This is a genomic window from Streptomyces sp. NPDC020742 (genome assembly GCF_040641675.1).
GTDB lineage: Bacteria > Actinomycetota > Actinomycetes > Streptomycetales > Streptomycetaceae > Streptomyces.
Genome location: NZ_JBFAEA010000030.1, coordinates 36,820 through 52,260, shown reverse-complemented (window position 1 = coordinate 52,260; position 15,441 = coordinate 36,820). Strand labels below are relative to the sequence as shown.

Genomic DNA, 15,441 nt, shown 5'->3' with positions numbered 1-15,441 from the left:
ACGGGGCGCCGGGCGGCCCTCCGGAGGTCCGTGGGATCATGGAGGACCGATCGGACCGCAACGGTGCCGCTGATCATCCGCTGCCCTTGCCCGCCCGGAGCCTGGCGCTCCACTTCACCCAGGAGACCCCTCCCGCATGAAGAAAAGTGTGGGCTACACCCTGCTCGCCGGTCTGGCGGCAGTGGTGGTGCTGATCTCGACCGCGATATTCGTCGGCTTCGGCGGCGAGGGCGGCGGGCTCGGCAGTTCCCCGCACAAACCGCGCGACCCCGCGGCGCCCGCGGTCTCCGGACAGTGGGTCGGCACCTGGTCGGCCGCCGCCGCGGCGGCCGAGCCCGGCACCCTGGACGGGTACACCGGGATGTCGATACGCAACGTCGTGCACACCAGCGTCGGCGGCTCCGGGGCCCGCATCCAGCTCTCCAACCTCTACGGCACCCGCCCCCTGGTGGTCAGCCACGCCACACTGGCCCTGGCCGCGGCCCCCAGCAACCCCACCGCGGCGGACGGCACTATGCGCCGGCTGACCTTCGGCGGCAAGCCCGCGGTGACCATCCCCGCGGGCGGCGCGGTCACCAGCGACCCGGCCCGGCTGAAGGTCCCCGGCGACGCGGACCTCCTGGTCACCATGTACTCCCCGTCCCCCTCGGGCCCGGCCACCTACCACCCCTACGCCCGGCAGACCTCGTACCTGGCGCGCGGCGACCGCGCCGAGGACGCCACCGGGGCCGCCTACACCGAGCAGAGCCCGTACTGGCGCTACCTGACCGGCGTGGACGTCTGGAGCACCGAGGCACAGGGCTCGGTCGTGGCAATCGGCGACTCGATCACCGACGGCATCACCTCCACCGCCGGCGCCAACCACCGCTGGACGGACTTCCTCGCGGCGCGGCTGCGCAACGAACCCGGTGCGCCCCGCTACGGCGTCCTCAACCAGGGCATCAGCGGCAACCGCCTGCTGGTCAACGGCAGCCGGTTCTCCCCGAACAACGGCCCCAGCGTGCTGTCCCGGCTCGACCGCGACGCGCTGTCCCGTACGGGCGTGAAGGCGGTGGTCGTGGAGATCGGCCTCAACGACCTGTTCAAGACGCCGCGGCAGTGGGACCCGGAGAAGATCGTCGCCGGGATGCGGCAGATCGTCCAGGAGGCGCACGCCCGCGGGCTGCGGGTCACCGGCTCCACCCTTACGCCGTTCGGGGGCCACCGCGGCTACTCCGACCAGATGAACGCGGTCCGGGAGAAGGTCAACCGCATCATCCGCTCCGGCTCGGTCTACGACGAGGTCGTCGACTTCGACAAGGCGCTGCGCGACCCCGCCGCCCCGGTCCGGCTGCGCCCCGCCTACGACTCCGGCGACCACCTCCACCCCAGCGACGAGGGCTACCTGGCCATGGCCAACGCACTCAACCTCGACCACCTGCGGCAGTCCGCGCCGGCGGCCCTGTAACGCCGTCACCGCCGCCGGCCCGGGGAGGCGGCGGCTGACGGGGACGCCGGGCCAAGCCCCGGCCCCCGGCACGAAGCCCGCTCAGTCCAGTTCCCGGCGCGCTTCGCGCCGTTCGCGCTTCAGGCGGCGCTGCTCCTCCTTCAGGCGGCGCTGCTCCTCCCTGGGGAGCTTCCGCTCGACGCCGACGCCGCCCATCAAAGCCAGGCCCCGGACGATCACCCGGGGCGCACCGGGCTCGCCGGGGACCCCCTCCTCACGGGAGTCGAAGCCGCCCATGATGCCCACCCCGCGGACGTCGACCTCCACGCCCGGCGGCACCACGATGCCCACCCCGCCCATCACCGCCCAGCAGGTGATGACGATCTCCGGCCCGGCGAAGGCGGCCTCACGCAGGTCGAGTTCGCCGCCGCCCATGATGCCGACGGCGGTGAAGCGGCGCCCGATCGTCCAGCGGCCCTTGCGCTGGAAGCCGCCCATGATGCCGATGCCCACCGAGGAGCCCTCGGCGCCGGTGACGATCCGCTCGGACCACGCCGTGGCCGGCGCACCGTCCTTGCGCAGCGACACCGGCGCCGCGGCCGGGGCACCCGACGCGGCCGCCGGCAGATCCGCGGTCAGCGGCTCCAACTCCCGGTACGTACGCGCCGTGTAGGCCGCTTCGAGGCGCTCGTCGAACTCCTCCATCGCCAGCCGGCCCTCCGCCAGGGCGTCCCGGAGGATCTCGGCGACCCGCTCGCGATCGGTGTCGGAGGCCCGCAAGTCGGGGAGGTCTTCAGTCATACCAACAGATTAGGGCCTGAAGTCCGCGCTGCCGCCGAATCAGCCCCGTACGGGCGGGTGTTGACGGTCGCCGCCGGCGTACAGCCGGGCGATGACGTCCTCGATGTCCGGCTCCCGCACCGACAGGTCCACCAGCGGATAGCGCGCGGCGACCGCGGCGACCAGCGGCGCCGCGCTCCGGCCGGCGGGGAAGGCCAGCCACTGGCGCGGGCCCTCGACCTTCACCGTCCGGGCGCCCGGAACGCCCTCGATCGGCGGCAGTGCGCGCTCCAGGTCCACCACCAGCGTCCGCTCACCGTCGCCGGCCGCCCGCAGACCGTCGAGGCCGCCGTCGTAGACCAGGCGGCCGTGGTCGATGACCATCACCCGGCGGCACAGCTGCTCGATGTCGGTCAGGTCGTGCGTGGTCAGCAGGACCGTGGTGCCCCGCTCGGCGTTCACCTCGCGCAGGAACTCCCGGACCTTCGCCTTGCTGATCACATCGAGCCCGATGGTGGGCTCGTCCAGGTAGAGCACCTCGGGGTCGTGCAGCAGCGCCGCCGCGATGTCGCCGCGCATCCGCTGCCCCAGGGAGAGCTGGCGCACCGGGACGGCCAACAGCGGCGCCAGGCCCAGCAGTTCCACACAGCGGTCGAGGTTGGCACGGAAGACGGCGTCGGGGATCCGGTACATCCGGCGCACCAGCTCGTAGGAGTCCCGCAGCGGCAGGTCCCACCACAGCGTGGTGCGCTGCCCGAAGACCACCCCGATCCGGCGGGCGAGCCGGGTCCGCTCCCGCGCGGGGTCGGTGCCGGCCACCCGCAGCCGGCCGCCGCTGGGCGTGAGGATGCCGGTCAGCATCTTGATGGTGGTGGACTTCCCGGCACCGTTCGGCCCGATGTAGCCCACCATCTCCCCGCGCGGCACCTGGAAGCTGATGCCGTCCACCGCCCGGACCTCCGTACGGACCCGCCGCAGCCGGCCCGCCTTGCGGCGCACCGTGAAGACCTTCTCGACGCCGTCCACCTCGATCAGCCGCTCCGCCGCGGCCCCGTCACCACCCACCGCACGCCTCCGTCCGTCGTCCCACTCGGGGCACTCCGTCAACTCCCGGTGCTGCGGTAGGCCCGCAGCCCGGCCCGCCAGGCCAGCGCGGCCCCCGTGCACATCAGCGCCGCCACCGCCGGCCCCAGGAAGTCCACCCATCCCGGCAGCCCCAACGGGTCCGGCCGGCCCAGCAGCCGCAGCGCGGGCAGCCAGTTGACGAAGGCCAGCGGGACGAGGAAGGTCACCCCGCGCACCAGGTCCCTGGCGAACACCGTGGGCGGGTACTGCAACAGCGCATTGCCGCCGTAGGTGAAGGAGTTCTGCACCTCGGCCGCGTCCTGCGCCCAGAACTGGAAGGCGGCACCGACGGTGAACACCGCCCCGAAGATGGCCGCACCGCACAGCACCATCAGCGGCACCATCAGCACCCGACCCGGCGTCCACACCACGTCCAGCTGGGGCAGGCACCAGGCCAGGACCAGCAGCGCCTGGAGGATCCGGCCGGTCCGACGCAGCGCGAAGCGGTCCGCGGCGAGCTGCACGTAGACCGGGACGGGCCGCACCAGCAGGGTGTCCAAGGTGCCGTCGCGCACCCGCCGGCCCAGCCGCTCCACGCTGCCCAGCAGCAGGTCCGCCAGGCCCAGCGCCGCCCCGGACGTGCCGTACAGGAAGGCCACTTCGGGCAGCGTGAACCCGCCGAGGACGTCGATCTGGGAGAACATCAGCATGATCGCGACGAAGTCCAGGGCGCTGGCCGCGAAGTTGCCGACCGTCAGCATCACGAACGACGCCCGGTAGGCCAGTGTCGACCGGATCCACATCCGCACGATCAGCCCGTACGCGACGAGCCCCCTTGCCGCCCGGCCCTCGCCGGCCAGGGCCCTAGCCACCGTGCACCACCACCTTGCGGGTCGCCGCGGACTGCACCACCCGGCCCAGCGCCAGCAGCGCCACGCCCCACCCCGCCTGGAACAGCAGCCCCCGCACCAGCCCCCCGCCGCTGCGCGCCCCCAACAGCACATCGGCCGGCACCTGCAGGACCGCGGCCCACGGCAGCAGCTGGACGACCTCGCCGAGGCCGCCGGGGAAGACCCGCAGCGGCAGCAGCATCCCCGACAGGAACATGGCGGCCAGACCGGCGATCAGGGCCAGCCCCGAGCCGTCCAGCAGCCAGAACGCGGCCAGCGCCACCAGGTACCGCAGGGCGAAGCTGACCACCACCCCCAGCAGCACCGAGAGCAGGAAGAAGCCCCAGGTCGCCGCGTTGCCCGGCAGCGCCAGCGGGAAGCACAGCGCGCCCACCGCCAGCGGCACCACCCCGCGGCCGATCAGCTGCAGGCCGGCCCGCCCCAGCTCGGCGGAGAGCCACCACAGTTGCAGGTCCGCGGGGCGGTAGAGGTCCACCACGACGTCGCCGGTGCGGATCCGCTCCTGCAGCTCGTCCAGGCCCCCGCCGGCCATCAGCGCCGAGGCCGCCAGCAGCGCCTGCCCGGTCCAGGCGTAGGTCAGCGCCTGCGCCTGGTCGTAGCCGCCCAGGTGCGGCCGCTCGGCCCACAGGGCGAGGTAGGTGTACGCGATGATGAAGCCGAAGACGGTGTTGGTGAACACCCCGGCCGCGGTGGCCACCCGATAGGTGGCGTACCGCCGGAAGCTGCCGACCGCCACCGCCACACACCACATGCCACGCACCCCCGCCCCGTCCTGTCCTGCCCTGCCCGGTCTGTGTGTTGCCGTGCCGTACGGCAAAGAACCGGAGCCTAAGTCGCAGGCGCGGCGGGCACCATCGATTTATCACCGCTTCGGGTGAGCCGGGGCGCCATTCAGCCGCGCGCGAGGCGGCACCGGGTGCGCGCCGACGCGGCCGGACGGGGCAGATGATGCGAAAGTTTCCCAACGGGCGACGGTTGCTTTTCCGGCGTACGGCGCGAACCCCCCAAGACGGCACCAATCCTCCGCCGGAGTACAACCTTCGGCGGCGGTCGAGGAGTCCATACCGACATGAGCGGACCACGCACTGGCTGGCGCCGGGCCCTCCCCAGCTGGCGCACGATGCTCGGCACCGTGCTGCTGTTCCTGCTGCTCGTCATCGGCGCGCTGTGCGCCGGCTACCTCCTCGTGGACATCCCGCCCGCCAACAGCGCCGCCAAGGCCCAGAGCAACGTCTACCTCTACTCCGACGGCTCGGAGCTGGCCCGCGACGGCGAGGTCAACCGGCAGAACGTCCGGCTCAGCCAGATCCCCAAGAAGGTCCAACAGGCGGTGCTCGCCGCGGAGGACCGCGACTTCTACACCGAGTCCGCGGTGGACCCCGCAGCGATGGTCCGCGCCGCCTGGAACACCGTCACCGGCAAGGGCAAGCAGTCCGGCTCCACCATCACCCAGCAGTACGTCAAGAACTACTACCTCGGCCAGGAACAGACCCTCACCCGCAAGGCCAAGGAGTTCTTCATCGCCATCAAGCTGGACCGCGAGGTCAGCAAGGACAACATCCTGCTGGGCTACCTCAACTCCAGCTACTACGGCCGCAACGCCTACGGCATCCAGGCCGCCGCCCAGGCCTACTACGGCCGCAACTCCGAGCAGCTGACGACCGCCCAGGGCGCCTACCTCGCCGCCCTCCTCAACGCCCCCAGCGCCTACGACGTCGCCGCCCACCCCGCCAACAAGGCGCGGGTGCTGGGCCGCTGGAACTACGTCCTGGACGGCATGGTCAAGCAGAAGTGGCTCACCCCCGCCGAACGGGCCGCCATGCGCTTCCCGGTGCCGCGGGCCGCCAAGGCCTCCCCCGGCCTGTCCGGCCAGCGCGGCTACCTCGTCGAGGCGGTCAAGGACTACCTGCGCGACCACCGGATCCTCGACGAGGACACCCTGCGGACCGGCGGCTACCGCATCACCACGACGATCAGCAAGCGGCGGCAGAACGCCTTCGTCAAGGCCGTCCACACCCGCCTGATGGACCGCCTCGACGACTCCCGCCCCGTCGACCGCAACGTCCGGGCCGGCGGCGCCTCCATCGACCCCCGCAACGGCCGGGTCGTCGCCCTCTACGGCGGCATCGACTACGCCAAGCAGTACGTCAACGGCGCCACCCGCAGCGACTACCAGGTCGGCTCCACCTTCAAGCCGATCGTCTTCGCCTCCGCGGTCGAGCACCGCTCCACCACCCAGGACGGCGCCGACATCACCCCGCAGACCGTCTACGACGGCACCAACAAACGGATGACGGTCAGTCACGGCCACTCCACCGGCTTCGCCCCCGCCAACGAGGACGACCGCTCCTACGGGCCGATCACCGTCACCGAGGCCACCGACAAGTCCGTCAACGCCGTCTACGCCCAGATGGGCATCGACGTGGGCCCCGCCAAGGTCAAGGCCACCGCCGTGGCGCTGGGCATCCCCGCCGACACCCCGGGCCTGGCCTCCTCCCAAGGCGCGATCTCGCTGGGCACCGCCACCCCCAGCGTGCTGGACATGGCACAGGCCTACGCCACCCTCGCCCAGCACGGCAGCCTGCGGCCGTACACCCTGGTCGACAAGGTCACCCACAGCGACGAGGAGGTCGAACTCCCCGAGCGGGAGCGGACCGCCGCCCTGACGCGGGAGGCCGCCGACACCACCACCTCGATCCTGCGCGGCGTCGTCGAGGGCGGCACCGGCACCGCCGCCCAGGGCGCCGGCCGGCCCGCGGCCGGCAAGACCGGCACCGCCGAGGACGACAAGGCCGCCTGGTTCGCCGGCTACACGCCCGACCTCGCCACCGTCGTCGCCGTACTGGGCCAGAACCCCGACAGCGCCGCACAGGAGCCGCTGTACGGCGCGGCGGGCCTGTCCCGGGTTAACGGCGGTGACTTCCCCGCCGAGATCTGGGCCGACTACACGGCGGCGGCGCTGAGCGGACGCCCGGTGCGCGACTTCAGCCTGCACCTCCAGGCGGGCGCCGAGGCCTCGCCGTCCCCGGACCCCTCCGACAGCACCTCGGCCTCGCCCGACGACTCCGACTCGCCGACCCCCGGCCCCTCCGGCTCCGCCACCCGGCCCGCGCCGACCACCGGCGCACCGACCCCGCCGGCCCCCACGCCGCCCTCCCCCACCTTCCCGACCTGGACCCCGCCGACCACCGCGCCCACCCCGGACTTCCCCACCACCGGCCCGGGAGGCGATGGCCTGGACCGGGGGCTGCGCTCCCGGTGGTGGTTCTAGACCGCTTCGTCCGGGAACAGGGCGGCGAGCCCGCGGGGGCGTCGGGGCGCTGGGGACTCCAGGGACTCCAGGGACTCCGGGCACTCCAGGGACTCCGGGGGCGCCTTCCTTCAGCGGGCCTGCGGCTCCGGGGCGGCGCGCAGCTCGGAGGCGCCCCATGCGGTGACGGTCACCTCGTCGCCGACGGACACGGTGCCGGGGCGGAGCACGGCGAGCTTGGTGCCGAAGGCGACCCCGCCCTCGGCCGCCCGCCGGTAGGTGGCCAGGGTGCGCAGCGGTTCCCGTCCGGCGCGTTCCGCGGTCTCCTGGTCGACCAGGGTGACGGCGCAGCGGATGGCGAGTTTCGCGTATCCCAGATCGGCGTCGCCGATCGTGAGGCGGTGGGTGCGGTCCTCGGTGTGCGGCTCGTCCCAGCCGTCGACCACGATGTTCGGGCGGAAGCGGTTCATCGGCACCGGCGGCGCGCCCTGCTCGGCCAGCTTCTGATCGAGCAGGCGGAGGGTGGAGTGCGAAAGGACGTGCAGGGCGCAGCTGTCGGCGTAGCCGGAGGTGCCCGGTGTCCGGCCGTCGGTGACCCGGTCGTGCTCGGGCGGCACCCGCACCAGGCGACTGGGGGCGCCCAGTACCTCCGAGAGCCAGGCGGCTGCCGGATCGCCCTGGTCGATGCCCTGGTAGGCGGCGCCGAACAGGTCCACGGTCCGCCGGCGGCCCGCGGTGTCCACCCGCACGGCGAGTGCGTCCGCTCCCGGGGCGCGGAGCGTGAGCCGTCGGCCGTCGGGACTAACGGCGGGGCGGATCAGGGCCAGCCGGGGGTCCCGGCGCTGGGTGCGGAAGACGCCCTCCCGGCTGACGACCATGAAGCTGCGGTCGTGGGCGATGCCGGCGGGCGTCAGCCGCGCCTGCTCCATCGGAGTCCCGGCGCAGCCCTTGATGGGGTAGCAGGTCAGTGCGGCGACGCGGGCCATGGCGTGCCTTCCTGTGCGATCAAGCCGTGACAAGGGCGAGGGGTAAACCGTCGGAGCTCTTGGCGCCGACGGTCTGCAGGGTGCTGACCTCCTCCACGACGAGGCAGCTGACGTAGTCCTCGACGGCCTTCCAGGTCCCTAACGGCATGGTGGGTTCCCTTTCGATACTCATTCAGTTCCGAAAGGAAACCTACTAGGGTCGCGTGACGGCCTGTCAACCGGTTTCTGGAGAGTGACGATGAGTCCACGGCGTACCGCGGACGACGCCTGCGGCATCGCGCAGGCCGCCGCGGTGGTGGGCGACTGGTGGAGCCTGCTGGTGCTCCGCGAGATCGCGCGCGGGCACGTGCGCTTCGACCGGCTCGCCGCGGAACTGGCCGTCTCCCGCAAGGTCCTCGCCCAACGGCTGCGCGACCTGACCGAGCACCACGTCCTGGAGCGCCGCCTCTACCAGGAGCGCCCGCCCCGCTACGAGTACGTGCTGACCGACCAGGGCCGCGGACTGGTACCCGTCTTGGTGTCGCTCCAGGACTGGGCCGACCGCTGGCTGCTGGGCGACGGCACGCTCACCGGCCACGCCCCCGACAACGGAGCCGAGTCGCGTCGGGTCGCGGCGCTCACCGGCGAACCCGTCCCCGCCGACCTGCGGCTGCCGGGTACCGACGGCCGGGAGCACGACCCCGTCGCCGACGGGGCCCGGGCGACCGTCCTCTTCGCCTTCCCCGCCACCGGCGTGCCCGGCATCCCGGCCGGCCTCACCGGACCGCAGGTTCCGGGAGGCCCGGGGTGCACACTGGAGAACCGCCAATTCCGGGAGGCGTGGCCGGCGTTCCGTGCCGCGGGCATCGCCGTCCACGGCGTCAGCACCCAGTCGCCTCAGGAGCAAGCAGCCTTCGCCCGGGCCGAGGATTTGCCCTTCCCCCTGCTGTCGGACGCGCAGCTCCAACTGACCGCCGCACTGCGCCTGCCCACCTTCCGCGCCGGGCAGAACCTGCGCATCAAACGGCTGATCCTCGTCGTCGGACCGGACCGCACCGTGCGCCACACCCTCTTCCCCCTCACCGACATCCCCGCCGCCGTCGCACACACCCTCGCCCTCGCCGACACCGCCGACCGGCCGGCGGACGGCGGGACGACGGACGGCGGGACGACGGACGGCGGGACGACGGATGGCGGGACGACGGATGGCGGGACGACAGGCGACGGGACGGCGGACAGCGGGACGACGGACGGCGGGACGACAGGCGACGGGACGGCGGGCAGCGGGACGACGGGCGACCGGACGGCGCACGGCACGGCGGGCCGGGGCCCGCGTCAGTGACCGGAGGTCGCCTTCAGCCCCACCACCGCCACCAGCAGCAGACAGACGAAGAAGATCCGGGCCGCCGTGGCCGGCTCGCCCAGCACCACCATCCCGACCACCGCGGCACCGGCCGCACCGATGCCGACCCACACCCCGTAAGCGGTACCGATCGGCAGGCTCCGGGCCGCGTACGAGAGCAGCAGCATGCTGACGACGATGCCCGCGCCGGTGAACACACTGGGCCACAGCCGGGTGAACCCCTCGGTGTACTTCATCCCGATCGACCAGCCGACCTCCAGCAGGCCGGCGATCACCAGCAACACCCACGCCATGACGGCACCTCCACGCAAGCGCTCCACGAGCTTCGACAGGGGTGCGTCGTCTTGTCCTGACCCGGTACGGCGCGTCTCGTCGGGTGGGTCCGAGGCTAGCAAAACGCAGCGTGGCGGGCGGTGACCGCAGTCACCACCCGCCACAGGAGGAACCTCCGGGCCCCGCGGACCCGGCCGGGGAGACGCGCCCCGCTACAGGTACAGGCCGGTCGAGTCCTCCGCGCCCTCCAGCCGCTCCGCGGCCACCGCGTGCAGATCCCGCTCCCGCATCAGGACGTAAGCCACCCCGCGCACCTCGACCTCGGCCCGGTCCTCGGGGTCGTACAGCACCCGGTCCCCCACCTCGACGGTGCGCACGTTCTGCCCGATCGCGACCACCTCGGCCCAGGCCAGGCGGCGGCCGACGGCCGCGGTCGCAGGGATGACGATGCCCCCGGACGAGCGCCGCTCGCCCTCGGGGATGTCCGTCCGGACCAGCACGCGGTCGTGCAGCATCCGGATCGGCAGCTTGTCGTGGGTGTCCTTGGTGTTATTCGGGCTCACGGCATGACCGTACCTGCCCGGGCGCGCACACCACGCACCACGGGCCCGGCCGGGCCGCACCGCATCCGTCCCACAGCCGGCCCGCGCCCTCCGGTCAGCTCCGGCGCCGGGCCCGCAGCGTCAGCAGACCGACCACCGCCACACCGATCATGGCCACCGGAACGATCCGCTCCAGCCGCGGGGTGCCGTCCTCCGACACCAGCTGCGCCCGCACGTCCGACACGGCGCGGTTGACGGTCACATAGGCCCGCCCCGCCGTCCGGTCCACGGCCTGTGCCGCCTTCGCCTTCGCCTCACCGATGATCGTCTGCGGGTGCAGCCGCACACCGATCTCGTCGAGCGTGACGGCGAGCTCCTGCCGCCTGCGGACGATGTCCGCCTCGATCTGCGCCGGGGTCCTGGCCTCCGCCACCGCGCTGCCTCCGTCGTCTCGCGCCATTCGTGATGGACAGTCTGTCAGCTCACCCGCGCCAGCGCCCCACAGCACCCCCGTTTCGCGCGCCCGAGGCGCCCCGCCGGCTCCCCCGGCGCCGCCGTCCGCCCCGGCTGGCTAGTGTCGGGGGCGTACCGATCCACCAGAGGAGAGCCATGAGCGAGCGACTGCAGCCCGGCGAGACCGCCCCCGCCTTCACCCTGTCCGACGCGGACGGCAAGCAGGTCTCGCTCGCCGACCACCGGGGCCGCAAGGTCATCGTCTACTTCTACCCGGCCGCCCTGACCCCCGGCTGCACCAAGCAGGCCTGCGACTTCACCGACAACCTCGACTTCCTGGCCGGCCACGGCTACGACGTCATCGGCATCTCCCCCGACAAGCCGGAGAAGCTCGACAAGTTCCGGGAGAAGGAGGACCTCAAGGTCACCCTGCTCGCCGACCCCGACAAGGCCGTCCTTGCGGCCTACGGCGCCTTCGGCGAGAAGAAGCTCTACGGCAAGACCGTCACCGGCGTCATCCGCTCCACCGTCATCGTCGACGAGGACGGCAAGGTCGAGCGCGCCCTCTACAACGTCAAGGCCACCGGCCATGTCGCCAAGATCATCAAGGACCTGGGGCTGTAGCCACCAGCTCGGGCAACGCCACGTCCGGCAGCTCCAGCACGGCCTCGGCGCCGCCCTCCGCGGCGGCGCCGAAGTCCAGCCGGGCCCCCAGCACCTCCGCCTGCCCCGCCGCGATCGTCAGCCCCAGCCCGTGCCCGGTACCCCGCTCCGGCGCCGCCGTACGGAACCTCCGCGGGCCCTCCGCACACAGCTCCGCCGGATAGCCCGGCCCGTGGTCCCGCACCACGATCCGCGACCCGGCCACCACCACCTCGATCGGCGGCCGGCCGTGCTTGGCCGCGTTCGCCAGCAGGTTCACCAGCACCCGCTCCACCCGGCGCCGGTCGGTCTCCACGATCCGCGGCTCGCCCTCCACGGTCACCGACACCTCGTCGGCCTCGTCGACCCCCCGCTGCCGCGCCGCCCGCTGCACGATCCCGCGCACCAGCGACGGCAGCTCACAGGCGTCCAGGTCCGCCCGCTCCACCCCCGCGTCCAGCCGCGACACCTCCAGCAGGTCCTCCACCAACCGCCGCATCGCCTGCGCCCGGTCCCGCACCAGCTCCACCGCCCGCGGCTGCGGCAGCAGTTCGGCCGCCGCCACCAGACCGGCCACCGGCGTCCGCAGCTCGTGCGCCACGTCCGCGGTGAACTCCCGCTCCGCCTGCACCCGCGCCGCCAGCGACGTCGCCATGTGGAACACACTGCGGCCCAGCTCGGCCACCTCGTCCCGCCCGTTGCTGGCCAGCGCCTCGGCGTCCGGCGGGTCCCCCGCCGCGATCCGCCGCGCCGCCGCCGCGCTCAGCCGCAGCCGCCGCGAGAGCCGCTGCGAGACGAACCACGACACCACGGCCATCAGCGCCACCGTGCCGCACCCGGCGATCAGCAGCGCCCGGTCCAGCGCGACCTGCGCCGGATCGTCGTCCGGATACGCCGCCGACACCGACAGTGACCGCGCCGGACGGCTCTCCCCGCCGTCCCCGACCCCGGTCGCCGCCCACACCCGCGGGTCCTCACCACCGCTCACATACGTCCCCGAGCGGTTCTTGAACACCGCCTCGCGCAGCGGCGACGGCAGCGTCGCATCGTCCAGCTTGGCGCCCAGCGCCAGCGTGCCGTCCCGCTCGTAGATCTGCAGCGCCGAACTCAGCCGGTCGTCCTGGTACGCCCGCGCCGAGCGCTCCCGTTCCGCATCGGCTATGTGGTGCACGGCGAACCCGAGCACCACCACGGCCAGCGCCGTCATACACGAAATGGCCAGGGCGATCCGGCCTCGAATACCCATCACGCGAGGCTGTACATCTCCGTCGTGTCCCCGAGCGGCGTCGAGCCCTTGTACGTCACCTCCAGGCCCGTGAACGTCAGCCCGCCGTCGACCGGCTTCGGCCCGTAGAGCCGGAACGTCGCCGGGAAGCCCGTATCCGTCCCCGCGCCGGCCCCGCTCTTCTCCACCTGCACCACACCCACCCCCAGGGCGTCCCGCGTCCCGTACTTCTGCCATGTGAGGGCGGTCGCCACCATCCCCGCGTCGGCGCAGGTCAGCGTGATCACCTGGGGCTTGATCTCGGGCTTGCCCTTCCCGCAGTCCCGCACCCCCGGCAGGCCGTCGACGTGCTGGGCGTCCTCCTTGACGTCCTGCACTGCGGAGGTCTTCGGCGCCGCGTCCACCGCCGACGCGCGGTCGGCTGCCTGACCGAACCACACCCCGCCCGCCGCCAGCACCGTCACCACGACAAAGGCCACCAGCACGGTACGCCCCCGCGGCCAGCGGAACCCTTCGCGGTCCGTCATCACGATCTCCTCCCGGGGACCGGGCCCCGTACCCCCACCAGCAAACACGAATGCCGCGCCCGGCGTTGCCACTCTCCCGTCCCCGCCACACAGGCTGATTGCCCGAATACTGCAGTGACCGCGCGGATTTGTACCAGTCCTGTAACAAGGCCGGTAGCGCCTCTGGTTTCCCGCCCGCCACCCTGCTCCATACGGCGCAGCCCCAGGTGACGCACTTCTCCGAATCCGGCCAGATTGGTGTGGCCGAACGTGGTTTGACTCCCGCGCGAACGCGCAGGCGTACCTGTCGTATCCGTCATCCCCCCACGCGACGCGCACCGCCCGCGCCGACCGAGAGGACCGCCTGGTGTCGAACGGCAGCACCCCCACCCACCTCGCTCCTGACCAGGACCGGGACGCGCTCAAGCGCCACCGGGTGCTCTTCCGTGCGGTCGCCCGGCGCAAGAACCCCAAACTCCGGCGCACCGACATCACCGTGACCGACGAACGCGTCGTCAAGCGCGCGGTGAAGGCCGCCGCCCTCGGCAACGCCATGGAGTGGTTCGACTTCGGGATCTACAGCTACCTCGCGGTCACCATCGGCAAGGTCTTCTTCCCCGGCGGCAGCGACACCACCAGCCTGCTGTCGTCCTTCGCCACCTTCGCCGTGGCCTTCCTCGTACGGCCCCTGGGCGGCGCCTACTTCGGCCCCCTCGGCGACCGCATCGGCCGCAAGAAGGTCCTCGCCCTCACCATGATCATGATGGCACTGGGCACCTTCTGCATCGGCCTGATCCCCTCCTACGCCACCATCGGATTCTGGTCACCGGTCCTGCTGATCGCCTTCCGCCTCGTCCAGGGCTTCTCCACCGGCGGCGAGTACGGCGGCGCCTCGACCTTCATCGCCGAGTACGCCCCGGACAAGAAGCGCGGATTCTTCGGCAGCTTCCTGGAGATGGGCACCCTCATCGGCTACACGGGCGCGGCCGGCATCGTCCTGCTCCTCAACACCACCGTCGACTCCGACGCCATGCTCGCCTGGGGCTGGCGGCTGCCGTTCCTGATCGCCGGCCCCCTCGGCCTGGTCGGTCTCTACCTGCGGATCAAGCTCGACGAGACGCCCGCGTTCCAGAAGCTCGAGGCCGCGCACACCCACGGCGCCGCCGGCTCCGTCGTGGAGACCGAGGCGGAGTTCTCCCACCTCTCCGAGAACGCCCCGAAGAAGAAGCTGAGCGAGATCTTCGCCCAGCAGTGGCCCACCCTGATCCTGTGCATCGCCCTGGTCGGCGCGTACAACATCACCGACTACATGCTGCTGTCGTACATGCCGACGTACCTCACGGACACCCTCCACTACGAGGAGTCCCACGGGCTGCTGATCCTCCTCGGCACCATGATCGTGCTGATGTGCGTCATCAGCAGCGTCGGACGGCTCAACGACCGCTACGGCCGCAAGCCGCTACTGATGGCCGGCATGCTCGGCTTCTTCCTGCTGGCGGTCCCGTCCTTCCTCCTCGTCAAGCAGGGCTCCCTGGCCGCCGTCTGCGCCGGTATGGCCCTCCTCGGCCTCTCCCTGGTCTGCCTCCTGGGCACCATGTCCGCCGCCCTCCCGGCCCTCTTCCCCACCAGCGTCCGCTACGGCTCCCTCTCCATCGGCTACAACCTGGCCGTCTCCCTCTTCGGCGGCACCACCCCCCTGGTGATCACCGCCCTGATGGACGTCTTCGACGAGAACGTCATGGTGCCCGCCTACTACACGATGGGCGCCGCCCTGGTCGGCGTCATCGCCGTCGCCTGCATGAAGGAGACCGCCCAGCAGCCCCTGGAAGGCTCCCCGCCCTCGGTGGCCACCCCGGAAGAGGCCGTCGAACTCATCACCGCCCAGACACCGGAACCGCGCTTCTGACCTGCGCTCCCTGTCACACCTGGGGCCTCGGGGCATCTTCCCCGAGGCCCTTTCCTCGCCCCTCCGCTCCCCTGCCCCTCCCCACCGTGACCGCCTCCGCGTTCGATCGTTGTTCCGTTCGAGAGGGCGCGCGG

Annotated in this window: 15 protein-coding genes, 1 pseudogene and 1 riboswitch; of the genes and pseudogenes, 5 read left to right on the top strand and 11 right to left on the bottom strand. The window is 72.4% G+C overall.

The features are described 5' to 3' along the window. Nucleotides 1-136 precede the first annotated feature (136 nt). On the top strand, nt 137-1,447 hold the full coding sequence (locus AB0G84_RS32070; protein WP_361328681.1) for an SGNH/GDSL hydrolase family protein: 1,311 nt from the start codon (nt 137-139) through the stop codon (nt 1,445-1,447). Between the two features lie 81 nt (nt 1,448-1,528). Here AB0G84_RS32070 and AB0G84_RS32065 read toward each other — a convergent pair whose 3' ends face one another. The 4 genes from AB0G84_RS32065 to AB0G84_RS32050 form a co-directional block, all read right to left on the bottom strand. After that, nucleotides 1,529-2,227: a DUF1707 domain-containing protein gene (locus AB0G84_RS32065; protein WP_361328678.1), complete on the bottom strand. Its 699-nt coding sequence runs from the start codon at nt 2,225-2,227 to the stop codon at nt 1,529-1,531. A gap of 39 nt (nt 2,228-2,266) precedes the next feature. After that, nucleotides 2,267-3,271, bottom strand: a complete 1,005-nt coding sequence (locus tag AB0G84_RS32060; RefSeq protein WP_361328675.1) for an ATP-binding cassette domain-containing protein — start codon at nt 3,269-3,271, stop codon at nt 2,267-2,269. Between the two features lie 38 nt (nt 3,272-3,309). Then, nucleotides 3,310-4,074 (bottom strand): ABC transporter permease, encoded by a 765-nt coding sequence (locus tag AB0G84_RS32055; protein WP_361328747.1) that lies wholly within the window; start codon nt 4,072-4,074, stop codon nt 3,310-3,312. Between the two features lie 61 nt (nt 4,075-4,135). Continuing rightward, nucleotides 4,136-4,933 carry an ABC-2 family transporter protein gene (locus AB0G84_RS32050; RefSeq protein WP_361328744.1) on the bottom strand — a complete coding sequence of 266 codons (798 nt, stop codon included), beginning with the start codon at nt 4,931-4,933 and terminating at the stop codon, nt 4,136-4,138. Between the two features lie 318 nt (nt 4,934-5,251). Here AB0G84_RS32050 and AB0G84_RS32045 point away from each other — a divergent pair, with 318 nt between their 5' ends. Beyond that, on the top strand, nt 5,252-7,453 hold the full coding sequence (locus AB0G84_RS32045; RefSeq protein WP_361328672.1) for a transglycosylase domain-containing protein: 2,202 nt from the start codon (nt 5,252-5,254) through the stop codon (nt 7,451-7,453). Between the two features lie 110 nt (nt 7,454-7,563). Here the strand turns inward: AB0G84_RS32045 and AB0G84_RS32040 are convergent, their stop codons facing one another. Both AB0G84_RS32040 and AB0G84_RS32035 read right to left on the bottom strand, forming a co-directional pair. Continuing rightward, nucleotides 7,564-8,418 carry an MOSC N-terminal beta barrel domain-containing protein gene (locus tag AB0G84_RS32040; protein WP_361328669.1) on the bottom strand — a complete coding sequence of 285 codons (855 nt, stop codon included), beginning with the start codon at nt 8,416-8,418 and terminating at the stop codon, nt 7,564-7,566. 19 nt (nt 8,419-8,437) lie between these two features. Further along, nucleotides 8,438-8,566 (bottom strand): hypothetical protein, encoded by a 129-nt coding sequence (locus AB0G84_RS32035; protein WP_361328666.1) that lies wholly within the window; start codon nt 8,564-8,566, stop codon nt 8,438-8,440. A 90-nt stretch (nt 8,567-8,656) separates the two neighbouring features. On the opposite strand from AB0G84_RS32035, the pseudogene AB0G84_RS32030 reads away from it, so the two are divergent. After that, nucleotides 8,657-9,520: pseudogene (locus AB0G84_RS32030) on the top strand (winged helix-turn-helix transcriptional regulator); the annotation flags it as partial. A 212-nt stretch (nt 9,521-9,732) separates the two neighbouring features. Here the strand turns inward: AB0G84_RS32030 and sugE are convergent. The 3 genes from sugE to AB0G84_RS32015 all read right to left on the bottom strand — a co-directional run bounded on the left by sugE (nt 9,733) and on the right by AB0G84_RS32015 (nt 11,008). Then, nucleotides 9,733-10,053, bottom strand: a complete 321-nt coding sequence (gene sugE / locus AB0G84_RS32025) for a quaternary ammonium compound efflux SMR transporter SugE (protein WP_361328663.1) — start codon at nt 10,051-10,053, stop codon at nt 9,733-9,735. 40 nt (nt 10,054-10,093) lie between these two features. Further along, nucleotides 10,094-10,163: riboswitch (guanidine-III (ykkC-III) riboswitch) on the bottom strand. An 82-nt stretch (nt 10,164-10,245) separates the two neighbouring features. Next, nucleotides 10,246-10,548, bottom strand: coding sequence for a co-chaperone GroES (locus tag AB0G84_RS32020; RefSeq protein WP_361328741.1), 303 nt, complete (start codon nt 10,546-10,548; stop codon nt 10,246-10,248). Nucleotides 10,549-10,690: 142 nt separating this feature from the next. Further along, entirely contained in the window at nt 10,691-11,008 is a 318-nt protein-coding gene (locus AB0G84_RS32015; protein ID WP_361328739.1) for a DUF3618 domain-containing protein, read from the bottom strand. 176 nt (nt 11,009-11,184) lie between these two features. On the opposite strand from AB0G84_RS32015, the gene bcp reads away from it, so the two are divergent. Further along, nucleotides 11,185-11,652 carry a thioredoxin-dependent thiol peroxidase gene (gene bcp / locus AB0G84_RS32010; protein ID WP_361328660.1) on the top strand — a complete coding sequence of 156 codons (468 nt, stop codon included), beginning with the start codon at nt 11,185-11,187 and terminating at the stop codon, nt 11,650-11,652. On the opposite strand, the gene AB0G84_RS32005 is transcribed toward bcp, so the two are convergent. Both AB0G84_RS32005 and AB0G84_RS32000 read right to left on the bottom strand, forming a co-directional pair. Further along, on the bottom strand, nt 11,633-12,916 hold the full coding sequence (locus AB0G84_RS32005; protein ID WP_361328657.1) for a HAMP domain-containing sensor histidine kinase: 1,284 nt from the start codon (nt 12,914-12,916) through the stop codon (nt 11,633-11,635). The genes bcp and AB0G84_RS32005 overlap by 20 nt on opposite strands. Beyond that, complete coding sequence (locus AB0G84_RS32000; RefSeq protein ID WP_361328654.1) at nt 12,916-13,422, bottom strand: hypothetical protein; 507 nt, start codon at nt 13,420-13,422, stop codon at nt 12,916-12,918. The genes AB0G84_RS32005 and AB0G84_RS32000 overlap by 1 nt, the downstream gene beginning before the upstream one ends. Nucleotides 13,423-13,768: 346 nt before the next feature. Here AB0G84_RS32000 and AB0G84_RS31995 point away from each other — a divergent pair, with 346 nt between their 5' ends. Further along, on the top strand, nt 13,769-15,307 hold the full coding sequence (locus tag AB0G84_RS31995) for an MFS transporter (RefSeq protein ID WP_361328651.1): 1,539 nt from the start codon (nt 13,769-13,771) through the stop codon (nt 15,305-15,307). The last annotated feature ends 134 nt before the right edge of the window (nt 15,308-15,441 follow it).